Annotated in this window: 21 protein-coding genes and 2 tRNA genes; 13 read left to right on the forward strand and 10 right to left on the reverse strand. The window is 62.2% G+C overall.

Going from position 1 to position 19,439, the window contains the following annotated elements:
- Positions 1–5: 5 nt before the first annotated feature.
- Complete coding sequence (locus AOP77_RS08125) at positions 6–455, reverse strand: DUF6941 family protein (protein ID WP_062212130.1); 450 nt, start codon at positions 453–455, stop codon at positions 6–8.
- 167 nt (positions 456–622) lie between these two features.
- Here AOP77_RS08125 and dnaG point away from each other — a divergent pair, with 167 nt between their 5' ends.
- Positions 623–2,671 (forward strand): DNA primase, encoded by a 2,049-nt coding sequence (dnaG, locus tag AOP77_RS08130; protein ID WP_062212131.1) that lies wholly within the window; start codon positions 623–625, stop codon positions 2,669–2,671.
- A 95-nt stretch (positions 2,672–2,766) separates the two neighbouring features.
- Here dnaG and AOP77_RS08135 read toward each other — a convergent pair.
- Positions 2,767–2,842: transfer RNA gene (locus tag AOP77_RS08135), tRNA-Asn, on the reverse strand.
- Between the two features lie 107 nt (positions 2,843–2,949).
- Here AOP77_RS08135 and AOP77_RS08140 point away from each other — a divergent pair.
- From AOP77_RS08140 to AOP77_RS12270, 6 genes are all read left to right on the forward strand, one after another.
- Positions 2,950–3,023, forward strand: a tRNA-Ile gene (locus AOP77_RS08140).
- 182 nt (positions 3,024–3,205) lie between these two features.
- Positions 3,206–3,451 carry an SAV_915 family protein gene (locus tag AOP77_RS08145; RefSeq protein WP_369345405.1) on the forward strand — a complete coding sequence of 82 codons (246 nt, stop codon included), beginning with the start codon at positions 3,206–3,208 and terminating at the stop codon, positions 3,449–3,451.
- Positions 3,448–3,744: a hypothetical protein gene (locus AOP77_RS08150; protein ID WP_062212139.1), complete on the forward strand. Its 297-nt coding sequence runs from the start codon at positions 3,448–3,450 to the stop codon at positions 3,742–3,744. The genes AOP77_RS08145 and AOP77_RS08150 overlap by 4 nt, the downstream gene beginning before the upstream one ends.
- Positions 3,741–4,901, forward strand: a complete 1,161-nt coding sequence (locus AOP77_RS08155; RefSeq protein ID WP_152649831.1) for a hypothetical protein — start codon at positions 3,741–3,743, stop codon at positions 4,899–4,901. The genes AOP77_RS08150 and AOP77_RS08155 overlap by 4 nt, the downstream gene beginning before the upstream one ends.
- Positions 4,898–5,665 carry a hypothetical protein gene (locus AOP77_RS08160; protein WP_152649832.1) on the forward strand — a complete coding sequence of 256 codons (768 nt, stop codon included), beginning with the start codon at positions 4,898–4,900 and terminating at the stop codon, positions 5,663–5,665. The genes AOP77_RS08155 and AOP77_RS08160 overlap by 4 nt, the downstream gene beginning before the upstream one ends.
- Before the next feature lie 218 nt (positions 5,666–5,883).
- Positions 5,884–6,126, forward strand: coding sequence for a hypothetical protein (locus AOP77_RS12270; protein ID WP_152649833.1), 243 nt, complete (start codon positions 5,884–5,886; stop codon positions 6,124–6,126).
- A 262-nt stretch (positions 6,127–6,388) separates the two neighbouring features.
- On the opposite strand, the gene AOP77_RS08170 is transcribed toward AOP77_RS12270, so the two are convergent.
- Positions 6,389–7,565 (reverse strand): IS3 family transposase gene (locus AOP77_RS08170; protein ID WP_439644702.1). Its coding sequence is split into 2 segments (ribosomal slippage): positions 6,389–7,298 and positions 7,297–7,565, totalling 1,179 coding nucleotides; the frame shifts between segments, so codons are not numbered across the junction.
- Between the two features lie 940 nt (positions 7,566–8,505).
- Here AOP77_RS08170 and AOP77_RS08180 point away from each other — a divergent pair.
- The 4 genes from AOP77_RS08180 to AOP77_RS08195 all read left to right on the forward strand — a co-directional run bounded on the left by AOP77_RS08180 (position 8,506) and on the right by AOP77_RS08195 (position 11,527).
- Positions 8,506–8,898 (forward strand): hypothetical protein, encoded by a 393-nt coding sequence (locus tag AOP77_RS08180; RefSeq protein WP_062212150.1) that lies wholly within the window; start codon positions 8,506–8,508, stop codon positions 8,896–8,898.
- Between the two features lie 193 nt (positions 8,899–9,091).
- Complete coding sequence (locus AOP77_RS08185) at positions 9,092–10,066, forward strand: hypothetical protein (protein WP_062212152.1); 975 nt, start codon at positions 9,092–9,094, stop codon at positions 10,064–10,066.
- A 475-nt stretch (positions 10,067–10,541) separates the two neighbouring features.
- A complete protein-coding gene (locus AOP77_RS08190; protein WP_152649834.1) occupies positions 10,542–11,225 on the forward strand; it encodes an alpha/beta hydrolase in 684 nt (227 codons plus the stop codon).
- Positions 11,225–11,527: a DUF1905 domain-containing protein gene (locus AOP77_RS08195; RefSeq protein ID WP_062212157.1), complete on the forward strand. Its 303-nt coding sequence runs from the start codon at positions 11,225–11,227 to the stop codon at positions 11,525–11,527. Before AOP77_RS08190 ends, AOP77_RS08195 begins: the two co-directional genes overlap by 1 nt.
- Here AOP77_RS08195 and AOP77_RS08200 read toward each other — a convergent pair.
- Positions 11,524–12,399: an NAD(P)H-hydrate dehydratase gene (locus AOP77_RS08200; RefSeq protein ID WP_062212160.1), complete on the reverse strand. Its 876-nt coding sequence runs from the start codon at positions 12,397–12,399 to the stop codon at positions 11,524–11,526. The two genes, AOP77_RS08195 and AOP77_RS08200, sit on opposite strands and share 4 nt — an antisense overlap.
- Positions 12,400–12,457: 58 nt before the next feature.
- On the opposite strand from AOP77_RS08200, the gene def reads away from it, so the two are divergent.
- On the forward strand, positions 12,458–12,958 hold the full coding sequence (gene def, locus AOP77_RS08205; protein WP_062212163.1) for a peptide deformylase: 501 nt from the start codon (positions 12,458–12,460) through the stop codon (positions 12,956–12,958).
- A 21-nt stretch (positions 12,959–12,979) separates the two neighbouring features.
- On the opposite strand, the gene AOP77_RS08210 is transcribed toward def, so the two are convergent.
- Positions 12,980–13,630, reverse strand: coding sequence for an NAD(P)H-hydrate epimerase (locus AOP77_RS08210; RefSeq protein ID WP_062212166.1), 651 nt, complete (start codon positions 13,628–13,630; stop codon positions 12,980–12,982).
- Positions 13,631–13,809: 179 nt separating this feature from the next.
- Here AOP77_RS08210 and AOP77_RS08215 point away from each other — a divergent pair, with 179 nt between their 5' ends.
- Positions 13,810–14,307, forward strand: coding sequence for a DUF3145 domain-containing protein (locus AOP77_RS08215; protein WP_061965377.1), 498 nt, complete (start codon positions 13,810–13,812; stop codon positions 14,305–14,307).
- 79 nt (positions 14,308–14,386) lie between these two features.
- On the opposite strand, the gene fabF is transcribed toward AOP77_RS08215, so the two are convergent.
- The 5 genes from fabF to AOP77_RS08240 form a co-directional block, all read right to left on the reverse strand.
- Positions 14,387–15,625, reverse strand: a complete 1,239-nt coding sequence (gene fabF, locus AOP77_RS08220; protein WP_062212169.1) for a beta-ketoacyl-ACP synthase II — start codon at positions 15,623–15,625, stop codon at positions 14,387–14,389.
- A gap of 55 nt (positions 15,626–15,680) precedes the next feature.
- Positions 15,681–15,929, reverse strand: coding sequence for an acyl carrier protein (locus tag AOP77_RS08225; protein ID WP_061965381.1), 249 nt, complete (start codon positions 15,927–15,929; stop codon positions 15,681–15,683).
- A gap of 80 nt (positions 15,930–16,009) precedes the next feature.
- Positions 16,010–16,999: a beta-ketoacyl-ACP synthase III gene (locus tag AOP77_RS08230; RefSeq protein ID WP_062212628.1), complete on the reverse strand. Its 990-nt coding sequence runs from the start codon at positions 16,997–16,999 to the stop codon at positions 16,010–16,012.
- A gap of 5 nt (positions 17,000–17,004) precedes the next feature.
- Positions 17,005–17,919 carry an ACP S-malonyltransferase gene (locus tag AOP77_RS08235; RefSeq protein ID WP_062212170.1) on the reverse strand — a complete coding sequence of 305 codons (915 nt, stop codon included), beginning with the start codon at positions 17,917–17,919 and terminating at the stop codon, positions 17,005–17,007.
- Positions 17,920–18,009: 90 nt separating this feature from the next.
- Positions 18,010–19,179 carry a PucR family transcriptional regulator gene (locus AOP77_RS08240; protein ID WP_236685787.1) on the reverse strand — a complete coding sequence of 390 codons (1,170 nt, stop codon included), beginning with the start codon at positions 19,177–19,179 and terminating at the stop codon, positions 18,010–18,012.
- Between the last annotated feature and the right edge of the window lie 260 nt (positions 19,180–19,439).

The following is a 19,439-nucleotide window of genomic DNA, read 5'->3' on the forward strand; positions in this document are numbered from 1 at the left end:
TGGGGTTAGCTGGAAGCTTGCTGCACGCGCATCGGCAGGCGAGTGGCCTCTTCGCCATCGACCGAGACGACCCACGTGAACATGCCAGGGGCCTGGAAGCGCATGCCATCGACGGTGAACGCGAAGCACGCAACCTGCTCGTCGCCGTCTACCAGGTGCGGCGGACGACCCAGGGTGAATTCGCCACCCATGGCGCGCACGGGCTCGGGCTGACCCTCGGCGTTCTGACGGATGCCGATCGGGTACTCCTTGCCATCCTCGGTGAGCAACTTAAGCTCAAAGTTGTGGCTTGCGTTGGTCGCGGTGAACGGCACGTGCACGGTCGATGCGACCGACAGGCGACGGTGGGCGGCAGGGAACTGGCGCACGTAGATGGTGTTCCATCCGGCACCCATGGCGTAGATCTTGCCCTGAACGACCTCGGCGGTGTCCGCCAAGAATGCATCGACTCTCACGGTGATGTCCTTTCGGTGTAATACCCCTAGCCTACCCAGCACCAATCACTCTGCGGACGTGCGAAATTTCGCTGAGCGAGTAGTGACCCCCGCGAGGGGCACCAGACGGCCGATGCTGACCTAGGAATCCGTGCGTGAGGCGACCCGGTCCCAACTAGAGTAGGCACGTGGCTGGGACTATCAATCGGGACGACATCGCGACCGTTCGCGAGCGCGCACCCATTGAGGACATCATCGGCCAGCACGTCACGCTGAAGTCCGCGGGCGTGGGATCGCTTAAGGGCCTGTGCCCCTTCCACGACGAGCGCAGCCCGTCCTTCCACGTGCGACCCGCGGCAGGACGCTGGCACTGCTTTGGCTGCGGCGAGGGCGGAGACGTCATCGAATTCGTGATGCGCATGGACGGATTGCCTTTCGCGGAGGCCGTGGAATACCTGGCCGAACGCTCCAATGTGACGCTTCGCTACGAGGCCGGTGGCGGACCGCGCAAGGAGGGCACGGCGGGACTGCGCAAGCGGCTGCTAGACGCGCACCGCGTCTCCGCCGAATTCTTCGTTTCCCAGCTCGGCACCCCGGAGGCCAAGACCGCCAGGGACTTCCTGCTGGGTCGTGGATTCGGCCAGGAGGCCGCCGCGACGTTCGGAGTGGGCTACGCGCCCCAAGGCTGGTCGTCCTTATTGGACCACCTGCGCAATAACGGCTTCACCGAGCCGGAGTTACGCGCATCGGGACTGGTCTCCGAAGGCCAGCGCGGCATCTACGACCGCTTCCGCGGCCGCCTGGTGTGGCCCATCCGCGACGTCACCGGTGAGCCCATCGGCTTTGGCGCGCGCAAGCTTTACGAGGATGACCAGGGCCCCAAGTACCTGAACACCCCGGAGACCGCGCTCTACAAGAAGAGCAACGTGCTCTACGGGTTGGACCTCGCCAAGGGCGCCATCCGGTCCGAACGTACCGTCGTGGTGGTCGAGGGCTACACCGACGTGATGGCGTGCCACCTCGCCGGCATCATGAACGCCGTCGCCACCTGCGGCACCGCCTTTGGCGAGGACCACGTCAAGGTGGTGCGCCGCCTCATGGGAGACACCGGCGGAGCGCAACTCAAGGTCGGCTCCACCGGTGCCAAGGTCATCTTCACGTTTGACGGCGACGAGGCGGGGCAGAATGCCGCGCTCAAGTCCTTTGCGCTCGACCAGCAGTTCCTCGCACAGACATTCGTCGCCGTGGACCCGGACGGGATGGACCCCTGTGACATTCGTCAGCAGCGCGGGGACGAGGCCGTGCGTGCGCTGATGGAGGCGCGCGTGCCGCTGTTTGAGTTTGTGATCAAGACCGCGCTGGGAGCCAACAACCTCGAGACCCCCGAGGGCCGCGTGGCTGCACTGCGTGCGGCCGCCCCCGTGGTCGCGGGCATCCGCGATCGTGCCATTCAGCCCGAGTACGCGCGCCGCCTGGCGGGCTGGCTCGGTATGGACGAGGTCGTGGTGCGCAAGGCGGTGACCGATGCGGGCAAGGCGAGGCAGGCCGCGGCTAGGTCACAGCCGCCCCAGGGACGTCCCGCGCAGGGCGGGCAGCAAGGCGGCCAACACCGTGACCAGGCGACTCGTCCTGGGCAGCCAGCCGCAGCATCGGCCGGACGGGGTGAACCTCCTCCCTACGACGCGCCTCCGCTGGACGACGGCGATCCGTACACGGACCACGCGTCCGCGCAGGGCGCCTTTGGAGCGAACGAGGGCTACGAGCGGCCCAACCCCCGCGACCCGGTGGTGCGCTCCGAAGCCGTCGCGCTGGGCGTTATCCTGCAGTTGCCCGATGCGATCACGGCCCACGCGGACGTCCGTCAGGTCTTTGATGGGCTGGCTTCCGACGCGTTCACCGTGCCGCAGTACCGTGCGGTGTTTGACGGCGTTCTGGCCGCCGGCGGCCCCCAGGCCACCAGTGAGTGGGTAGCGATGGTTGCCGAGCAGGTGGGACCGATGCTGGCGCCCACCGTCTCCGAGATCGCCGTGACTCCGCTGCCGCACGACAAGCCCGAAGAGGCGCACCGATACGTGCGCTCCGTTCTCGCGCGCGTCGCAGACCTGAGCGTGACCCGCCAGATCGCCGAACTGCGCGGGCGCATGCAGCGCGCAGGCCAGGGGACTGAGGCCGCAAGCGAGGCCTTTGCCGAAGTGATTCGGCTGGAGCAACTGAGGCGCACCCTCCGGGAGGAGTAGCCGTTACTCCTGGCAGAGTGGCGCTCTCGGCCTAGAACTTCCGCCTTGGAAACACAAAAGCCGGCCCGCGATGCGGACCGGCTCAGTGCTTGCAGTGGCTCCCTCTATTGGACTCGAACCAATAACCTGCCGATTAACAGTCGGCTGCTCTGCCAATTGAGCTAAGAGGGATTGTGCAGTCACAAACTTTACATGACTTCGCGGCGTTCTACGAACACGCGAAACTGGTAGTGCCGCTCGCCGATAGACTACCTACCGCTCGTCCTTGTGGCGTGCACGGGCCAGTAGCTCAGCCGGTTAGAGCAGCGGACTCATAATCCGTCGGTCGTGGGTTCAAGCCCCACCTGGCCCACTGAAAAGAGCAATTTATCAGGAGTTTTTGGCCGCCCCATCGTTCGCAACGATTGTGGAAACCCACAATCGTGACCGGGCCCGCTGTGATTAGATGGTGCTCAACGTTCACCGCAGACGCCAAATCCTGGAGCTTCTATACGGATTCAGACAGCACCGCCTGTGGTGCCACCTGTACTTTACGTGCCAGTACGCACCCATCCTGGAAGCGAAACAGTTCCTGAGGTTCGACCTTTGGTGGATGGCCGAAAGGCACTGCTGGCATACACCGCGCTAGACAGGCTCGCGAACGCATGCGGAGACAACCAAGCGTGGGTACTTTTGCATCTTGCCGATCTCGAGCCCATTAAGGCCGATTTCCCCTTCGACGTGGTGGCCTTCGATCCGCAACTCCCGGCCGATCTGTTCACGAATGGCAGGTTGACGTGAGAGAGATCGCTGTCGATGCTTTCAACATGGGGAGGCTTTTCAAGCGAGTCATTGTCGAAGTTGACAAGGTTGATAGTGCGCTCGGCGAGTTCCCTGATGCCCCCGATGGTGGCATCGCATCTGAGTTGATCGGCTTTACGGTGGCAGCAGCAGTTGAGGCTTCAGGTATGACCTCAGACTCTTATCGCGCAGTCATCGCAGTAGCCCGCGACGTGCTTGATGACTTCACACACAATGAGGCGTTGGCGTCGTCCGAAATGCGGTCGCTCAAGGCTGAAATCGGCGGTAAATGATGGCACTGTCTTTAACCATCAAGGGCGATCCGAATGAGATAAGAGCATGCGCTGATTGGTTGGACCCCAAGCTGCACGGGGCACTCGAAAACGTCGAGGTGGATTTGACGTATATGTTGACCGATGCACAGTATTTATGGACGGGCGAGTCTGGCTCGGCATTCTCATCTGCCACACAGAAGCTTCGTCGCGCGAATCTGGAAGTCCCCACATACGTGAAGGATCTCGCATCGGTCCTTCGCGCCTACGCCGGACGTCTCGAACGCGGAGCCGCAGATTTTGACGATTACGCCGCTTACGCCGAGGCCCACGGACTTGAAGTCTGGGGCAAGAAGATCCCCATTCCAAGGAGTTGGGTTGCCGGCGAACCACACGGGGCACTTGTCGGGTCCCCTGAGGCTGTCGAATGGGAGGCTTACCTGACGCGGGTCGAGGTCTATAACGACCTATCCACCAAGGTAGGCACGTTCTGGAGAGAACTCGAAATGTGGGTGGCTGAGCATTTTGGTACTCTCGTCGCTCGCATCGACGACTTTCAAGATGCGTCCAAGGCTTACGCGGGTCTTGTAGACGGAAACAATGTGACTGTCAACGCTGCGCTGACATCTACCGAAGCAATCATGGCTCAGAACGTGGAGCGATGGCGAGCTATCGCGTCAGAGAAATACTCCAAAGCACATACCTTTACCCGTCAATTGCGCTCAGGCAACCCTGCGTTGAGAGCCGCAGCAGAAGCTGCGGATCCTCGTGGATTGCGACAGAGTGCTAGTGCGCTGGCAGAAGTAATACAGGGCGTGTCCAGAACTAGCAAGATCATTCCTATTGCGGGTGGGGTGATCGACGTAGTCGTCACAGGCCAGGAGATCGCGGACGGAGGCTCCGAGTCGTCGGCGATAGCGAATCTTGCGGGAGTGGCCGCCGGCGGCGTCATAGGGGGCGCATTGGTTCCAACAATTGTTGCCGCGGTGGCAGCAGCGCCTGTTGCTGCAGTCGCTATCCCCGTCGTGGTCATCGGTTCATTTGCAGTGGCCGGTGGATATGCCGCAAAATACGCTTGGGAAGCAGCAGTGTCGTTAGACGTCAGAGAAGCGATAGACGCCGGAATCTCTGATTTCTTTGACCTATCAAGTCCTACTTCGTGGAGAGTCAACCTGTGAAGCGACCCGTGAAGCGACATGTCTACTTGAAGTCCCAGCGGCCAGACCATGCGCCGCTTCCCGGTATGCCGAGTTCCAGTTGGTGGAAGTTCGTCATTGTGTTGGTCAGCGCAATTCTAGTATTTGTTGGTTTCCAGATGGATGGTGCGCTGTATTCGGCCTCTTTTGCCTCCCTCGGCTTCGTGTTGCTCATGACAATTCCGTATGTGAACGTAGCCAATGGCGCCAGGGAATCCAGGATCGTGCGAGTGGCCAGGCAAGAACCGTTGAGGTTTCTTCCCCGTCGATCGGCGATGGTGTGGTGGCCGGCATTCTATTTGTTGCTGATGGTGATCCCAGGGGCACTCCGTGTGGCGGCGATCTTGACCTCGGACGATGGGTTCGTCACGGGTCCCGCAACAATACTGTTCGCAGTGATATCCGGAACCGGACTCGCTTTCTTGGTCAAACTACTCTGGGACCTGCGAGCGCCTGAGGGGTTGACAGTCACGCCTGCGGGACTGGGAGGTGTTCGAGGCGCCAGAACGCTTCGCCTCGCATGGGAGAACCTAGATGCGGTGCACGTGAGTTCTAGTAAGTCCAGAATCTCGTTGGATCTCGTGTCAACTGACGGGACAGTGTCCACCATTGCCCCCGGCTACATCGGATCCGACCCCAACGTCGTAGCTTCGATAATCGAGTACTTCCGCACGCACCCCAAAGACCGTCACCATCTTGCCGATGGCGAAGAAGCGATCCAACTCGTTGAGGCCGCGAACGCCTGACCTCCAGTCCTGCTTTGAAACTTCGGGGGCTCCAACGCCTGCGTCCACAGGGCTCTAAGCGGTGTCAGCCCACCTGGATGTCATGAACCGATGTTCTGTCTCTCGTGCGGCTCAGCGCTGGATCACCTCAACTGTCGCGCGCACTTCGGGGCGTTCGATGATCAGGTGAACCGGCCGAACAAGGCCGAGGTTACTTCCGACGAGAACCCTGGCCAAGAGTGAGCATCACCATGGCCTCGGGCTCGCTGATCGCGACGCTCTGCGGCAACCAATGGACAGTCAGAGGCGACGCCAGCAACACGGTTGAGTGGATCTCGCCGGCGAGCCGAGACTTGTGGATGGTCTCCGCCTGGGGACCGTTCAGCCGCGGCACGTATGGCTTCGCCCGTGCCCGCGAAGCCTTTGAGGCTGTGTGCGAAGAAGTGGGAGCGCTCAGCGGTTCGAGGCCTCCACGGGCCTAGATCTGATCAACAAGATCAACTTGTCGGCTTCCCACTATTGCCACTTGGCGCATGGGCTTAAAGGTGTTTGCAGTGTCCCGTGGCACGCGAGGTCTGACGCTCTACGACTTCGGGCTTGCAGCTTTCGCCGAGTTGTCCCGCCCGAGACAGGGGTCTGCTACCGGCGGAGGGCCTGGATTTCCTTCTTGACCATGTCGGTTGTAAGAGCATTCTTGGGACTGCCGCATGGATAGGTGACTTCTTGACCTGCCCCCAGGTTTGGTTACCTCGTGAGGTGTGTCGTTCTGGCGTGGGTGGTGTTCATTTCGGACTGTATTTCAAAGTCGACTGGGGTGAGGTAGTTGATGCTGGAGTGGCGTCGTGCTCGGTTGTGCCAGATCTCGATGTACTCGAAGATTGCGTTGGTGAGCTCGAGTCGTGTATTCCACCGTTGACGGTTCAGCAGCTCGATCTGCATTGACGACCAGAACGATTCCATCATTGCATTGTCGAGTCCGTCGCCCACGGTGCCGAATGAGGGCATGAGGCCGGCGGTGCGGATTCGATTGCCAAAGGCCCAGGAGGTGAACTGGGCTCCGTGGTCGGCGTGAACTACTCCGCCAGGGGCAGGTTTGCGGGTCTTGATGGCCATGTCCAGGGCGTTGAGAACAAGCCGGGTGTCTTGGCTGGAGTCGATGGCCCAGCCGACTATTTTGCGGCTGAAGGCGTCGAGCACGCAGCAGCAGTAAAGCCAACCTTCACGCGTGCGATGTTGCGTGATGTCGGTGACCCATAGCTCGTTTGGTCGTGACCGGAAAAATTTGCGGTTGACGAGGTCGTCGGCGGTGACGACGCCACGCAACCTTTTGATACGAGTGGGTCCTGGCAGACCACGCACCCCTTCAAGGTTCATGAGAGTGCCCACGAGGTGGTCACTCACGCTCACACCCATGCCGAGGGTGAGTTCGGCATGGACCCGCCGGTATCCGTAGGTGCCCTTCGAGGCGACATGAACCTCACGGATCAGTCCGGTCAGCCACTCTCGTCGCATCTGAGTGGGTGAGGTTGGTCGATTGCGGTAGCGGTAGTAGCCAGGTTTCGACACGCCCAGGATGCGACAGCATGTTAAGGCTGGATGTCCGGCGGAGACAAGGACGTCGTGTCCCCTAAGTGAATCCTTTTGGGTGGGGCTTGTCCTCCCCAAGAAGACTCGCCGCGACCTGCAAAATCTCGACCTCACGCTCGAGTTCTCGAATCCGTTTTCGTGCTGCCTTAAGTTCTGCGTTTTCTCCGGTGGTGATGCCCGAGATCTCGCCATGGTCGACGCGGTCTTGGCGGACCCAATTGCGCAGGCAACCCTCGCTAACGCCCAGGTTCGGCGCGACCGCGGTGATGGGTTTGCCCGCACGCACCAACGCGACAGCTCGGTAACGAAACTGGGCAGGATAGGCCTTTGGCATGTTCAGACTCCTTGTGCTCGAGCCAAAACAACACTCTGCCACTGGTAACCAAACTATGGGGCAGGTCAGCGAGTCAACGAAACCCGGGGCAGTCCCCATGAACGATGGATATGAATGCCATTTGGACAAGCCGCACACTTAACTCATCAGTAAGCGTGAAGCCAGCGTGCACCGAGCTTCAGTGCGCCAACTCGTGACGCGTGCCACTCCAACGTGGGGCGTGCGTCGCTCCGAGCCTCATTCACCAGGCAAACTCACCGACTTGCCAGGGCCATTAGCTCAACTAGCAGAGCAGCGGACTTCAACAATAGGAGCGCCTAGCCGGAAACGTCGGGGCTGTTAGCTCCGTGGACCTTGCGTCGCCGGTCCCAGTGACCCCTCTGTCCGTAGATGCGGATCGCGGCGACGTAGAACGTGATCCCACCAGCCCACCTATTTTGGACCTAAGCCGGAAGCTTGTTCCACGCAGTGGTCAGCATCCGGCGAGACAAGCCGTCCATTGGGCAGTACGTCCCCGCGTCAGAGCCACGCTGGTGACGTCCGGTTTTCGCTGTGCAAGTCCTTGGCATGGTGGAAAGTAGCCAGACGAGCGGATTCGCTCAGTTGCGGTCCATGGTTAACGCGATCACGAGCGCCGCTGAGTCGAACGTGCACTTTCTCTCATCGCATGCGAGCACTGAGACGGAGCTCTCGTTGAGTCGTCAATGGTTGATGGATCGCGCGGGCAGTTCTGAGCGGGTCCGCACTTCACCATTGAGATTTGCACCTGGTTGGCCAAGAACGACTTCTCTTTACTGAGCACTCCGAGGTCACGGAATCTGACGCAGGTTTCTTCATAGCGCTCGCGGTTGCGGGACCGTTGGTTGACTGTTATGTTCCGAAGTGTTGTCACGCAAGTTTTTGTGCGCACCCCCCAAACGACTCTGGTCAGGAGCACTAGATGAAAAACGTAGTGGCATATACACGTTGGGAAGATGGCCCGTTCTTTCAGCTTCCGTGGTCAAGCAACTGGTCGACGGCCGGGTTGTCGCTGATTGGCTTCGTGCTCGTGGCGCTGAACCTTCTGAGACCAAGCGATGGTCTGTCCTGGGCGACTTTCGCGATTGTCTTGCTCGGACACTCACTCGTATTGGCAACACTGAATCATCCAACGCGCGCCGAGACTACTCTCCGTTCACTAGCGCTCTTGGTTCTATTCGCCTGCGCCATCTTGCCGGGTATGTTCACTACATCTGCTCTTACGCCTCTTGCAGTTTTCGCGCTCGCAGCCATTGGTGCCATGCCGACTGCTGCAATCGCTATGCACGAATTGCGCAAAAGCGATAGTCGCTGAACCTCTTACCACCAGTGCGTGCGGCAAGCATCGCAGACGGATGCAGGTGTGGGCGCTGTTCCAACGACGCGAAACGCTCAATTGCTTTCTCCGAGATAACGCGCCACGACTCCGAGCAGTCCACCTCAATGTTGACGGTCAGTTCGCGTGCACCAATTTTCGGAACAACCCCATCTATGCAAAGGAGCAAGATATGCACACTAGATTCAAGAAGGTCTCGCTAGTAACAGGCTTGGTCCTAGCAGTGACCGCAGTATCCCCCACCTCCGCGTTCGCTAGCGATGCAGACGAAACTGACACGATCTCTCAGCTTGTGAACGAAGTAAGACCAGACGCGGTAACTAACGAGCCGTTGCAGGTTGGAACGGATCGCACGCTCACCTCTGCTGCGAGTGATACTGAGATCCCCGCCACGTCTGATGGCATCCTGACCCTCGTTGGAGATGCAGGCATTCCCATCGCAGTCAAACTACCGGGCGAAGGGGCGGTTGCTCGTGTGAGCGACGACAACACGGTTGTCTACGCGGGTGACGCCGGTCCTGATATTGCCGTACAGAGCGGATTGGACGAAACCAGGGTTCACACGATCGCGGAATCAGAAGACCAACTGTCCGATCTCACCTACGAGTTCGGTAACTTGACGCCTGAATTGAATGACGACGGCTCCGTTACTCTTTGGGCAGGAGCGGACGACGGAAGTTTTCAGATGACAGCAGGTGCTATCGCGGCTCCGTGGGCTAGCGACGCGGACGGCGTTGCTCTCGAGACCCAATACCGAGTTGAGGGCAACACGGTAGTACAAGATGTCACCGTAGACGAGCGGACCGTATTCCCCGTGGTCGCCGACCCATCGTTCCAAGGCGACTGCGGAATCGTGACGTGTACGATGCGTTTTAATCGAGCCTATACACTCAAGATTTCCAAGTTCGGCAGCGACGCGGGGAAGATGATTGCTCTTGTGATCGCCCTCGGCGCATCTGTCGGTGGAGTCCCGGGCGCGGCGGCCGGCGCGTTTGCTGGCGGCATCGTTGCAGCGCGTACCTCGATCTTCTCTACCCAAGCCAAAGACTTCTACAGCAACGGTAACTGCTTCGGGATAAAGTTCTACCCCGGTACGACGACTTCATGGGGCACTCAAGTGAAGCGTTACACATATAACTGCAGGTAGTTTGATGAGGCATCGCTGGTTCTTTGCATTCCAGGTCTTGCAGTTAGTGAGATGTATTACCCAAAGAGTCGACAGCAAGCCACCTCGTCACAAGTATCACACGGAGCCGGTTATCGTTCGGGCGATATCCGGCTCCGTGTCGCAGACACGCTCGTGACCGCCAACCTTCGCGGTGTCGAGACCTGGCTGCGGTCAAAAGGGCATCGCGCGTTGACCCCTGCGCGGAGCGAACGCATGGCCATGCTGTTTGTCGCCCCGTAGCAACAGCCCCGCTCCAACAACGCACCGTGTGTGAACCTCTGCCGACGACGCAGACGCTCTCATTTAGCTGCGACTTCGCTTGTTTCATGGACTGGCGTCAGCGATTCCATGGACTAGGGTCATCCTAGAACTAATATCCACCGAGGTAGATGCGTTGCGCGCGCTTCCCACCAACCTTCTCCTCTCCGGAACTGCCGTCGGGCAGACTGTGACCATGAATATTATTTTCGTTCCGGGCTCAGGACTCGACGGCACGGAGGCATGGCCGCAGCAGTCGAATGCCATGCTGGCACCCGGAACATCGGGGACGTTCCTGACACACGAGGACCTCGGCTCCACACGCGAGCAACACCTCGCGGCCATTCACCGCGCTCTCGGTCCGAACGGCGGCCACTTGGTTGCGCACTCTTCCGGCGCAGTCGCGGCTACGCTCGCGGCGTCGCGAGAGCCCTGGCTGGTTCGCTCGTTGACGCTCTTCGAGCCCGCGTGTTTTGGTGCGGTGCGTGGTGGTCCCGAGGTCGAGCGCCACGTGCTTGAAATGAGTCCCGTGTTCGATTTGGCTGACGACCGGGCAGTATCAGATGCCGATTTTTGGGTGCGGTTCCTAGAGGCTTTGGGTGCTCCCGTCCCAGCGCCCAATGCGGTGGGCATTGCCTTGCTGGGGCGTCGTCTGCGGGCGTCGCCTCCCCCTTGGGAGCCATCGATCAGCCTCGATTTTCTCGCGCCCTCGCCAACGCTAGTTATTACTGGTCGTTGGAACGACCTGTACGAGGAGGTGGCCGAAGCGCTTGCAGGCGCAGGCGCGTGCCACGAGATACTTGAGGGGAAGTTCCACCGACCCCAGGACCACGTGAGAGCGAATCAGCTGATCGCTGCTCACTGGAAGGCGGTCGGGTAATGAGCGCCACTTACGAGTTCAATGCCGATCTCTGGCGCTGGGACGTTCAGCAGGGCGTCTGGCTGTTCGTTACTCTGCCGAACGAGATCACTGACGAGATCGACGAGGAGTACTCGGGCCTGCGCGCGGGGTTCGGGTCCGTGAAGGTGCGCGTCAGCATCGGCAAGACGACCTGGGAGACGTCGGTCTTCCCGTCCAAGGACCAGGGCGGGTTCATCCTGCCGATTAAGAAGTCAGTCCGTAAATCCGAAGGTCTAGATGAGGGCTCGACTGCGAGCGTTCGCCTTACCCCCATCGCCTAGTGCGGGGACTCGTCGCCGTACTGGTCGACAATCGCCGCAATGACGGTCGGCACCATGTCAGCCACGTCGAGTGCGCTGATGGGTCCACCGTCGGAAGCCAACACCCCTGCTTGGGCGTGAATCCACGCGGCGCTCGCCCCGGCATCGGCCGCACTGAGGCCCCCCGCGAGGAGGGTGCCCGCAATACCTGCCAGGGTGTCGCCGGAGCCCGCGGTGGCCAGCCAGGGCGTGGCCTCAGGGAGCGTCACGATGGCGCCGCCAGGGGAGACGACGATGGTCCGGGACCCCTTGAGCAGGACGGTCGCCCTGGCCGTCTCGGCGAGTAGGCGCGCGTGCCCGGCGCGATCCCGGTCGACGTCAGCGCGAGATACGTCGTGCCGTAACGCCTTCAGCGTGCGGACGAGTTCGTTGGCGTGCGGCGTGAGGAGCACGCTGTCGCTCGCGGCGGCGCGGTCTCCGGACGCGCGGGCACGAGCGATCGCCTCCAGCGCGCCGGCGTCCACCACCATGGGCAGTCCGGCCGCGGTCACGGCACTGATCACCGCGTCCTGTTCGGGATGGTCCGCGATTCCGGGGCCGACTACCCACGCCTGGCAGCGAGGTAGTGCGTCCGATGCGTCGGAGGGGGCGTGCACGACCACTTCGGGGTGACGGGCGAGTACTAGGTCTTGGGCGCGGCGTGGGCCGATGTAGCGCACGAACGCCGCTCCGGCTCGCACCGCCGCGTTGACCACAAGTACCGCCGCACCTGGGTAGGCGTCGGAGCCCGCGACAACGCCTAGGACGCCTCGCGAGTACTTGTCGTCACCGGCGCTGGGCACCGGCCAGACGCGCTCGACATCGGCCGCTGACCACTCATGTGCGTCGCTCATGGCTCCAGCGTGGCATACGCGAACCCGGAGCGGTCGGAGGGCATGAAAGAATGTCGCCATGGCATTCCGCGACATCCGAGTAACTGGCGACCCCGTCCTGCGCACCCTGTGCGACCCCATCACGGATATTGACGCCCGCGTCAAGACCCTGATCGAGGACCTGCTTGAGACTGTCGACTACGACGGTCGCGCGGGGCTGGCGGCGAATCAGATCGGCGTCAACCTGCGCGCGTTCTCCTGGAACATCGACGACGACATGGGCTACATCATCAACCCCGTCATCGTGGAGCGGTCGGATGAGCTGCAGGAGCTGGGTGACGAGGGTTGCCTCTCCGTCCCCGGCCTCTGGTACCCGTGTGAACGCCCCGCGTACACCCGCGCCGAGGGAATCGACCTGGATGGCAAGCCCGTGGTGATCGAAGGCGAGGAGATCTGGGCGCGACTGATCAACCACGAGGTCGACCACCTCGATGGACACCTCTACCTGGACCGGCTCAAAAAGGATGTCCGCAAGCGCGCCATGCGCGAACTACGCGAATCGCTCGACGAGGCCAAGTAGACCAGGCTTCGTCGCAGCGTGCTAGTCCAGCGCGACGCCCACGTCGGCGAGCACCACAAGACCGGCCGATGCTTTTGCCGGCCTGGCCGACAGGCACCCTTTGAGCGCGGTGAAGGTCACAGTCACCTTCGCGTGAACGTGAGGTAAGTCCGCATCACCGGAGTCGGCCTCGAGACCGCTTGGAATGTCGACGGCGATGACGGCCGTGTGCAGTGGGATGGCGGCCACGAGCGCATCCGCCGGGGCGCGTAGTCCCGCGCGGGCGCCGAGCCCTACGATGCCGTCAATGACACAGTTGGCCTCGCCCACCAAGGCGAGCGCCTCATCCATTGAATCCGCTGCATGAACGACTCGTCCGCCTGCCGCGGTGAACCGCTCAAGTCCACGCTTGTGCGCGGTGTCGCCTGTCAGTACCGCAACGGCATCCGCGCCCTCCGCACTGAGTAGCGCGCCCGCCAGTAGCGCGTCGCCACCATTGTTTCCGGTGCCGGTGAGGATCACCACCTTTGCCCTGTCCATGAGGCGAGTACGTGCCTCGGTGGTGCCTCTTGCTTCGGCCGCCACGGCATCGGCCGCATGGTCCATCAAGACAGCCTCGTCGACCGTCTCCATAGTGGCGCGCTCGGCCTGCTGAAGTTGGGCGGCGGTCATTACGACGGAAGAAGTAGCCATGGCTTGACTCTGACACGGTCAGAGAGTTCGCGCACATTGCGCCGCGCCGCGCGGGCACACTGGCGCATCTGCGCGAGATAGGGCAACATAGTGACATAGCAGTAGCGAACTACCCCGGTTAGCCGGACATTTCTTCAGAGGTCGTAGGGGAAGACGTACCTCAACAGGAAGGAAGGGTCATGGCTGCAATTACCCGTGGTGTTCTATTCGTGCACTCTGCAACGCGCGCAATGTGCCCTCACATCGAGTGGGCCGCACAGAGCGTGCTAGGTTCGCGCGCCACCTTTGACTGGATCGACCAGCCTGCTGGCACCAATCTTTTCCGCGCCGAAGTGGCGTGGCAGGGACAGCAGGGCACCGGCGCGAACCTCGCCTCCGCACTGCGCGGGTGGGAGCACGTCCGCTACGAGGTCACTGAGGATCCCTCCTTTGGTTGCGACGGCGGACGCTGGTCGCACACCCCCTCGCTGGGAATCTTCCACGCCGTCACCGACGTCCACGGCAACATCGTGGTGCCCGAGGACCGCATCCGCGCCGCGATCGAGGCCGGCGGCACGGCAGCTGACTTCAAGCGCTCTATGGACCTGGCGCTCGGCGCCGCGTGGGACCACGAGCTCGAGCCGTTCCGCTACGCGGGCCACGGCGCCCCCGTGCGCTGGTTGCACCGCGTCGGCTAATCCGCACGTTCTCAACGCAAAGAAGGGCCCCGCTACTTGGAATCCAAGCGGCGGGGCCCTTCCTCTTGCACGCTACGAGTTACGCGGTACCGAAGATGAGGGCGACGTTGTGGCCGCCAAAGCCGAATGAGTTGTTGATGGCCGCAAGCTGACCGTCTGCAGGAAGGTCACGAGGTACGTCGCGCACCAAGTCGAGCTCGAGCTCGGGATCGGGCTCCGTGACGTTGATGGTGGGGGGAGCCTTGCGGTCCTGCAGGGCCTTGACGGTGAAGACCGACTCGAGAGCGCCTGCGCCGCCGAGGAGGTGGCCAGTCATGGACTTAGTAGCGCTCAGGAGCACGCTGTCGGCGTGCGAGCCGAGCACGCTGCGGATACCGCGGGCCTCGATCATGTCGCCCACCGGGGTCGACGTCGCGTGGCCGTTGACGTGCACGATGTCACTCGCGGTGAGTTCCGCGCAGTCGAGCGCGAACTGCATCGCACGCGTCTGGCCGGCGCCCTGGGGGTCTGGCGCGGCAATGTGGTGCGCGTCCGCGGTCATGCCCATGCCGAGCAGTCGGCCATAGATACGTGCGCCACGCGCCTTGGCGTGCTCCTCGGACTCGATGACCATGACGCCAGCGCCTTCGCCCAGGACAAAGCCGTCCCGCGTGACGTCGTATGGACGCGAGGCGCCTGCCGGGTCGTCATTGCGCTTGGACAGCGCCTGCATGGCGGCGAATGAGGAAATCGGAAGCGGGTGGATGGCCGCCTCGGTGCCGCCGGCGACCACCACATCGGCGCGCCCGGACTGGATCATCTCGTAGGCCATGCCGATCGCCTCGGCGCCCGATGCGCAGGCGGAGACGGGCGCGTGCGCCCCAGCTCGTGCGGTGATCTCGAGTGAGACGTACGCGGTGGGGGAGTTCGGCATCAGCATGGGCACGGTGAGGGGAAGCACGCGCGCGGCGCCCTTCTCCTTCATCGTGTCCCATGCCGATAGCAGCGTCCACACTCCACCGATGCCCGAGGAGACCACGGCGCCGAGGCGCTCCGGGTCCACCTCGGGGGTACCGGCATCGGCCCATGCCTCGCGCGTTGCCACGATCGCCATCTGGGCGGACGGATCCATGCGCTTGGTCTCGGGCCGGGAGAGAACCTCGTCGGGACGCACCATGAGCTGACCAGCGAAGTTCACGGCCATGCCGTAGGTCTCCGCCCAGTCGTTGTCGAGGGTACGCACTCCGGACTTGCCGGCGAGCGCGTTCTCCCAGGTCGTGGGCACGTCTCCGCCAAGCGGCGTGGTTGCTCCGAGTCCGGTGATTACGACATTCGTCATGGTGTGATTCTCCCTATACGAGGTCAAGAGGGGCAGGGTTGCCGAAAGGCTGCGGTTACGCCTGCGCCTTGGTGATGTACTGGACGGCGTCGCCCACGGTGACGAGGTTCTTGACGTCCTCGTCGGGGATGCGCACGTCGAACTTCTCTTCTGCGAGCGTGACGATGGTCATCATCGAGAGCGAGTCGATGTCGAGGTCATCGGTGAACGACTTGTCGTTCTGGACGTCTGCTGCGTCGAGGCCGGTCTCTTCGGCGACGATCTCTGCCAGGCCCTCAAGGACCTCGTTTTCGTTCAGTGCCATGTGTATCTCCTTAGGTGGTGGTGATGCGGACGCATCGTGTTCTTGTGTAGAACGATTGTGAAATTAAGAGGTGTCCCGAACTACGGGATCACGATCACTTGGGCGGCGTACACCAGCCCAGCGCCAAATCCAATCTGCAGCGCGAGGTCGCCCGACTTCGCATCGCCGTCGCGAATAAGTCGTTCAGTCGCGAGCGGGATGGAGGCGGCGGAGGTGTTTCCAGAATCGACGATGTCCTTGCCAACTGCCACGTGGTCGGGTAGCCCGATCTGCTTAACCAACTGGTCAATGATGCGCACGTTGGCCTGGTGCGGGATGAACACCGAAATATCATCCGGAGTCAGTCCTGCGGCTGCGATGGCCTCGCGAGCGATGGGAGCCATCTTGAAGGACGCCCACTTGAAGACAGACGGTCCCTCCTGGAAGAGCGTGGGGAACGGGACGTCGGGATTGTCACGAACCTCGAGCCACGACGCAGTCTGGCGAATCAGCTGGGCTCCGGAGCCATCCGAACCCCACACTGTGGGGCCGATGCCGGGAGTATCCGATGCACCAACGACCACCGCTCCTGCGGCGTCGCCGAGCAAATAGGAGATGGTGCGGTCCGCGGGGTCGATGAAGTCGCTCATCTTCTCCGCACCAACCACCAACACGTTGCGAGCGGTGCCGGCGCGCACCAAGGCGTCCGCTTGGCCGATGCCGTAGCAGTAGCCTGCGCAGGCCGCCGAAATGTCGAAGGCCGCGGCCTGAATGCCGAGGCGGTCCGCGAGCACGGGCGCGCCTCCGGGGGTCATGTGCGGGTAGGTGATGGTGGACAGGATGACGGTGTCGATCTCGTCCGCCGAGATGCCGGCATTCGCGATGGCCTCGCGCGCGGCGCGCTCGGACAGGTCGATGACCGACGTGTCCGAGTTGGCCCTCACTCGGGTGGCGATGCCGGTCATCTTGCGAATCCACTCGTCGGACGAGTCGATGGGCTCGATGATGTCCTCGTTGGGGACAGCGGTCTCGCCACGGGCAACGCCCAGGCCAAGAATGCGCGAGAACTCGGGTCCTCGCTTGATGGACATAGTGGTCACGCGTGTGCCTCCAGGAGTTCGCGGGCTGCGTCCAAATCGTCCGGTGACTTCAGGGCTACTGCAGGGATGCCCTTCATCGATCGCCGGGCAAGGCCCGTGAGGACGCCGCCTGGCGCAACCTCGATGATTGCCGTGACGCCAAGGTCCAGCATGGTTTGCTGGCAGAGATCCCAGCGTACTGGGTTTGCGACCTGCGACACGAGCCGCGCGAGCACTTCGTTGCCATCAATGACTCGCTTGCCGTCCGCGTTGGATATCAGGACCTCAGCCACGTCGCCGGGGGTGACCGCCGATGCCGCCTCGGCGAGTGTTGCCACGGCTGGCTTCATGGTGTCGGTATGGAAGGCTCCCGCGACCTGGAGCTCAATGACTCGTGCGCGAGCCGGGGGAGAGGCGACCAAGGCTTCGATCGACGCCTTGGACCCGGCGGCCACTACTTGACCCCCTCCGTTCATGTTCGCGGGAGTCAGACCCAACGAGACAAGCGCGGCCAGGACCTCATCAGCGTCGCCGCCCAGAACGGCGGCCATGGAGGTGGGTTCTGCGGCTGCCGCGGCTGCTGCCATGGCGTTCGCTCGAACCGAGACAAGACTCATGGCCTCCTGGTCGGTGATGGCGCCCGACAGTGCGGCGGCTCCGAACTCACCGACGCTGTGCCCGGCGGTGACGGCGGGGAGTGCGTCCCCCAGCACTTCGCGCGCAGTCGCGAGTGCAGTGGCCACGAGTAAGGGTTGAGCAACCGCAGTATCGCGAATCGCATCAGCGTCGGACTTGGTGCCGTGTTCCACCACATCAATATCTGTGGCTTCCGACAACAACCGAAGATTCTTGGCGACTCCCGGAATCTCGAGCCAAGGGGCGAGCATTCCGGGAGTCTGGGCACCCTGACCGGGGCAGAGAACGGCAATCATGTCTCTAGAGTGCCTTATGAATCAAGAAAACATGCGCTCCGTGCTCACCGTTTCGCGGGAATCGGATTGTATGGGTCCTACAGTTTCAGCCTAGAGCGACGTGTGGCTGGAGTCGCGCAGGCGACCCAACGCGAACGCGGTCTCCAACACGTGGGCGTCACGGGTGGACAGCACGTTCCATCCGGTGAGTTCCGACACCTTCTTGAGGCGGTACCGGACCGTGTTTGCGTGAACGAACATGAGGCGTGAGGCAAGCTCGAGCGAGCGACCGCAGTCCAAGTAGGTTGAGACGGTGTCGACGAGTGCGCCGCTGGCCTTGACGATTGGGTCATATGCCACAGCAACCAACTTTTCACGCGCAGCGGTGTCGCCCACCAGGACGCGCTCCGGGAGGAGGTCATCAGCCTTTACCGGACGCGGTGACAGGGCCCATGCCGGCGCGGCGAGCACGCCGGTGAAGGCTGCTCGTGTCGCCCGGGCGACTTCGACGAGCGTCACGGCCGGGGGACCAACAACAACGGGACCGGGGCCAAAGTTCGGAAGTAGCTGCTGGGTCAACTCGTCCATGTCGGTATCGGATCGCGCGATGATGACCAGGTCGTCGCCGTGAATTCCGACGAGGGCCCCATTGGCAGTGCGGCGGATTGAGCGTCGGAGCTCAGCGGACTGCACTTCTCCGAGCGTGCCATGGGTGAGGCCCACCATCACCAGCGTGGGGCCGGGCTTCCACCCAAGAGCTGCGGCTCGGCTGGGTAGATCGTCATCCACCTCACCGCGGACCAGGGCATCGACGACTAGCGCCTCGATGCGGGCATCCCAGGCCCCGCGTGACTCAGCGGCTCGCGCATAGACCTCGGCAGCGCTGAACGCGATCTCGCGTGAGTATCGGAGAATCGCCTCGCGAAGCTCCTGCTCGCCACCCGGGGCGGCGAACTCATCACAGTGGTCCTCCACGACCTGAACGACCGTGCGCACAATTCCCAGGGTGTGCTGAAGGGAAATGGACCGCGTCAGCTCGGGAGGCGCTGCGGAGAACACCTCGGCCGCGCCGCGGTAGCTACGAGTGGGGTCCGCGTACCACTGTACGAACGAGTCGATGCCGGCTTGTGCGACAGTTCCTACCCACGAGCGCTCCTGAGCAGGGAGGTCGCGGAACCATGCGTACTCGGTATCGAGGCTCGTGATAGCGGCGGTGGATAGCTTGCCGGTGCCGCCGCGAAGACGTTTGAGGGTGTCCTGTCGGGTGTCAGTTGTTGCCATGGTTGTCATCATAGAGCAAACTTGTGTGCTTTCGACAAGGGCGCGCCCCCCACATGGGGGGCAGCGCGTGCGGGAAAGCGCGACATAACGGGCAAATGGGGTTGTCGAAATGCGGAAATCCTGTTGGTAACGTCAGTTTCGGGTTTCCTGATCGAATCGTTCGGAATTGGGTCCGCAACCCCCCCGGGGAGTCGTGAGGTAAACACGTTGGTCGCCAAAAATCGCTATCCATGGGTAGGTTTGGTTAGCAAAACTAGGAG

The organism is Demequina oxidasica, from assembly GCF_000975115.1.
GTDB lineage: Bacteria > Actinomycetota > Actinomycetes > Actinomycetales > Demequinaceae > Demequina > Demequina oxidasica.

Excerpts from the sequence above, each read along its gene's own strand:
- AOP77_RS08190 (WP_152649834.1), top strand. The coding sequence starts at position 10,542 with ATGAATATTATTTTCGTTCCGGGCTCAGGACTCGACGGCACGGAGGCA.
- AOP77_RS08225 (WP_061965381.1), bottom strand. The coding sequence starts at position 15,929 with ATGGCACTGAACGAAAACGAGGTCCTTGAGGGCCTGGCAGAGATCGTC.
- AOP77_RS08210 (WP_062212166.1), bottom strand. The coding sequence starts at position 13,630 with ATGGCTACTTCTTCCGTCGTAATGACCGCCGCCCAACTTCAGCAGGCC.
- AOP77_RS08185 (WP_062212152.1), top strand. The coding sequence starts at position 9,092 with ATGCACACTAGATTCAAGAAGGTCTCGCTAGTAACAGGCTTGGTCCTA.
- AOP77_RS08230 (WP_062212628.1), bottom strand. The coding sequence starts at position 16,999 with ATGTCCATCAAGCGAGGACCCGAGTTCTCGCGCATTCTTGGCCTGGGC.
- fabF (WP_062212169.1), bottom strand. The coding sequence starts at position 15,625 with ATGACGAATGTCGTAATCACCGGACTCGGAGCAACCACGCCGCTTGGC.
- AOP77_RS08200 (WP_062212160.1), bottom strand. The coding sequence starts at position 12,399 with ATGAGCGACGCACATGAGTGGTCAGCGGCCGATGTCGAGCGCGTCTGG.
- AOP77_RS08235 (WP_062212170.1), bottom strand. The coding sequence starts at position 17,919 with ATGATTGCCGTTCTCTGCCCCGGTCAGGGTGCCCAGACTCCCGGAATG.
- AOP77_RS08240 (WP_236685787.1), bottom strand. The coding sequence starts at position 19,179 with ATGGCAACAACTGACACCCGACAGGACACCCTCAAACGTCTTCGCGGC.
- AOP77_RS08215 (WP_061965377.1), top strand. The coding sequence starts at position 13,810 with ATGGCTGCAATTACCCGTGGTGTTCTATTCGTGCACTCTGCAACGCGC.
- AOP77_RS08155 (WP_152649831.1), top strand. The coding sequence starts at position 3,741 with ATGATGGCACTGTCTTTAACCATCAAGGGCGATCCGAATGAGATAAGA.
- AOP77_RS08195 (WP_062212157.1), top strand. The coding sequence starts at position 11,225 with ATGAGCGCCACTTACGAGTTCAATGCCGATCTCTGGCGCTGGGACGTT.
- AOP77_RS08180 (WP_062212150.1), top strand. The coding sequence starts at position 8,506 with ATGAAAAACGTAGTGGCATATACACGTTGGGAAGATGGCCCGTTCTTT.
- def (WP_062212163.1), top strand. The coding sequence starts at position 12,458 with ATGGCATTCCGCGACATCCGAGTAACTGGCGACCCCGTCCTGCGCACC.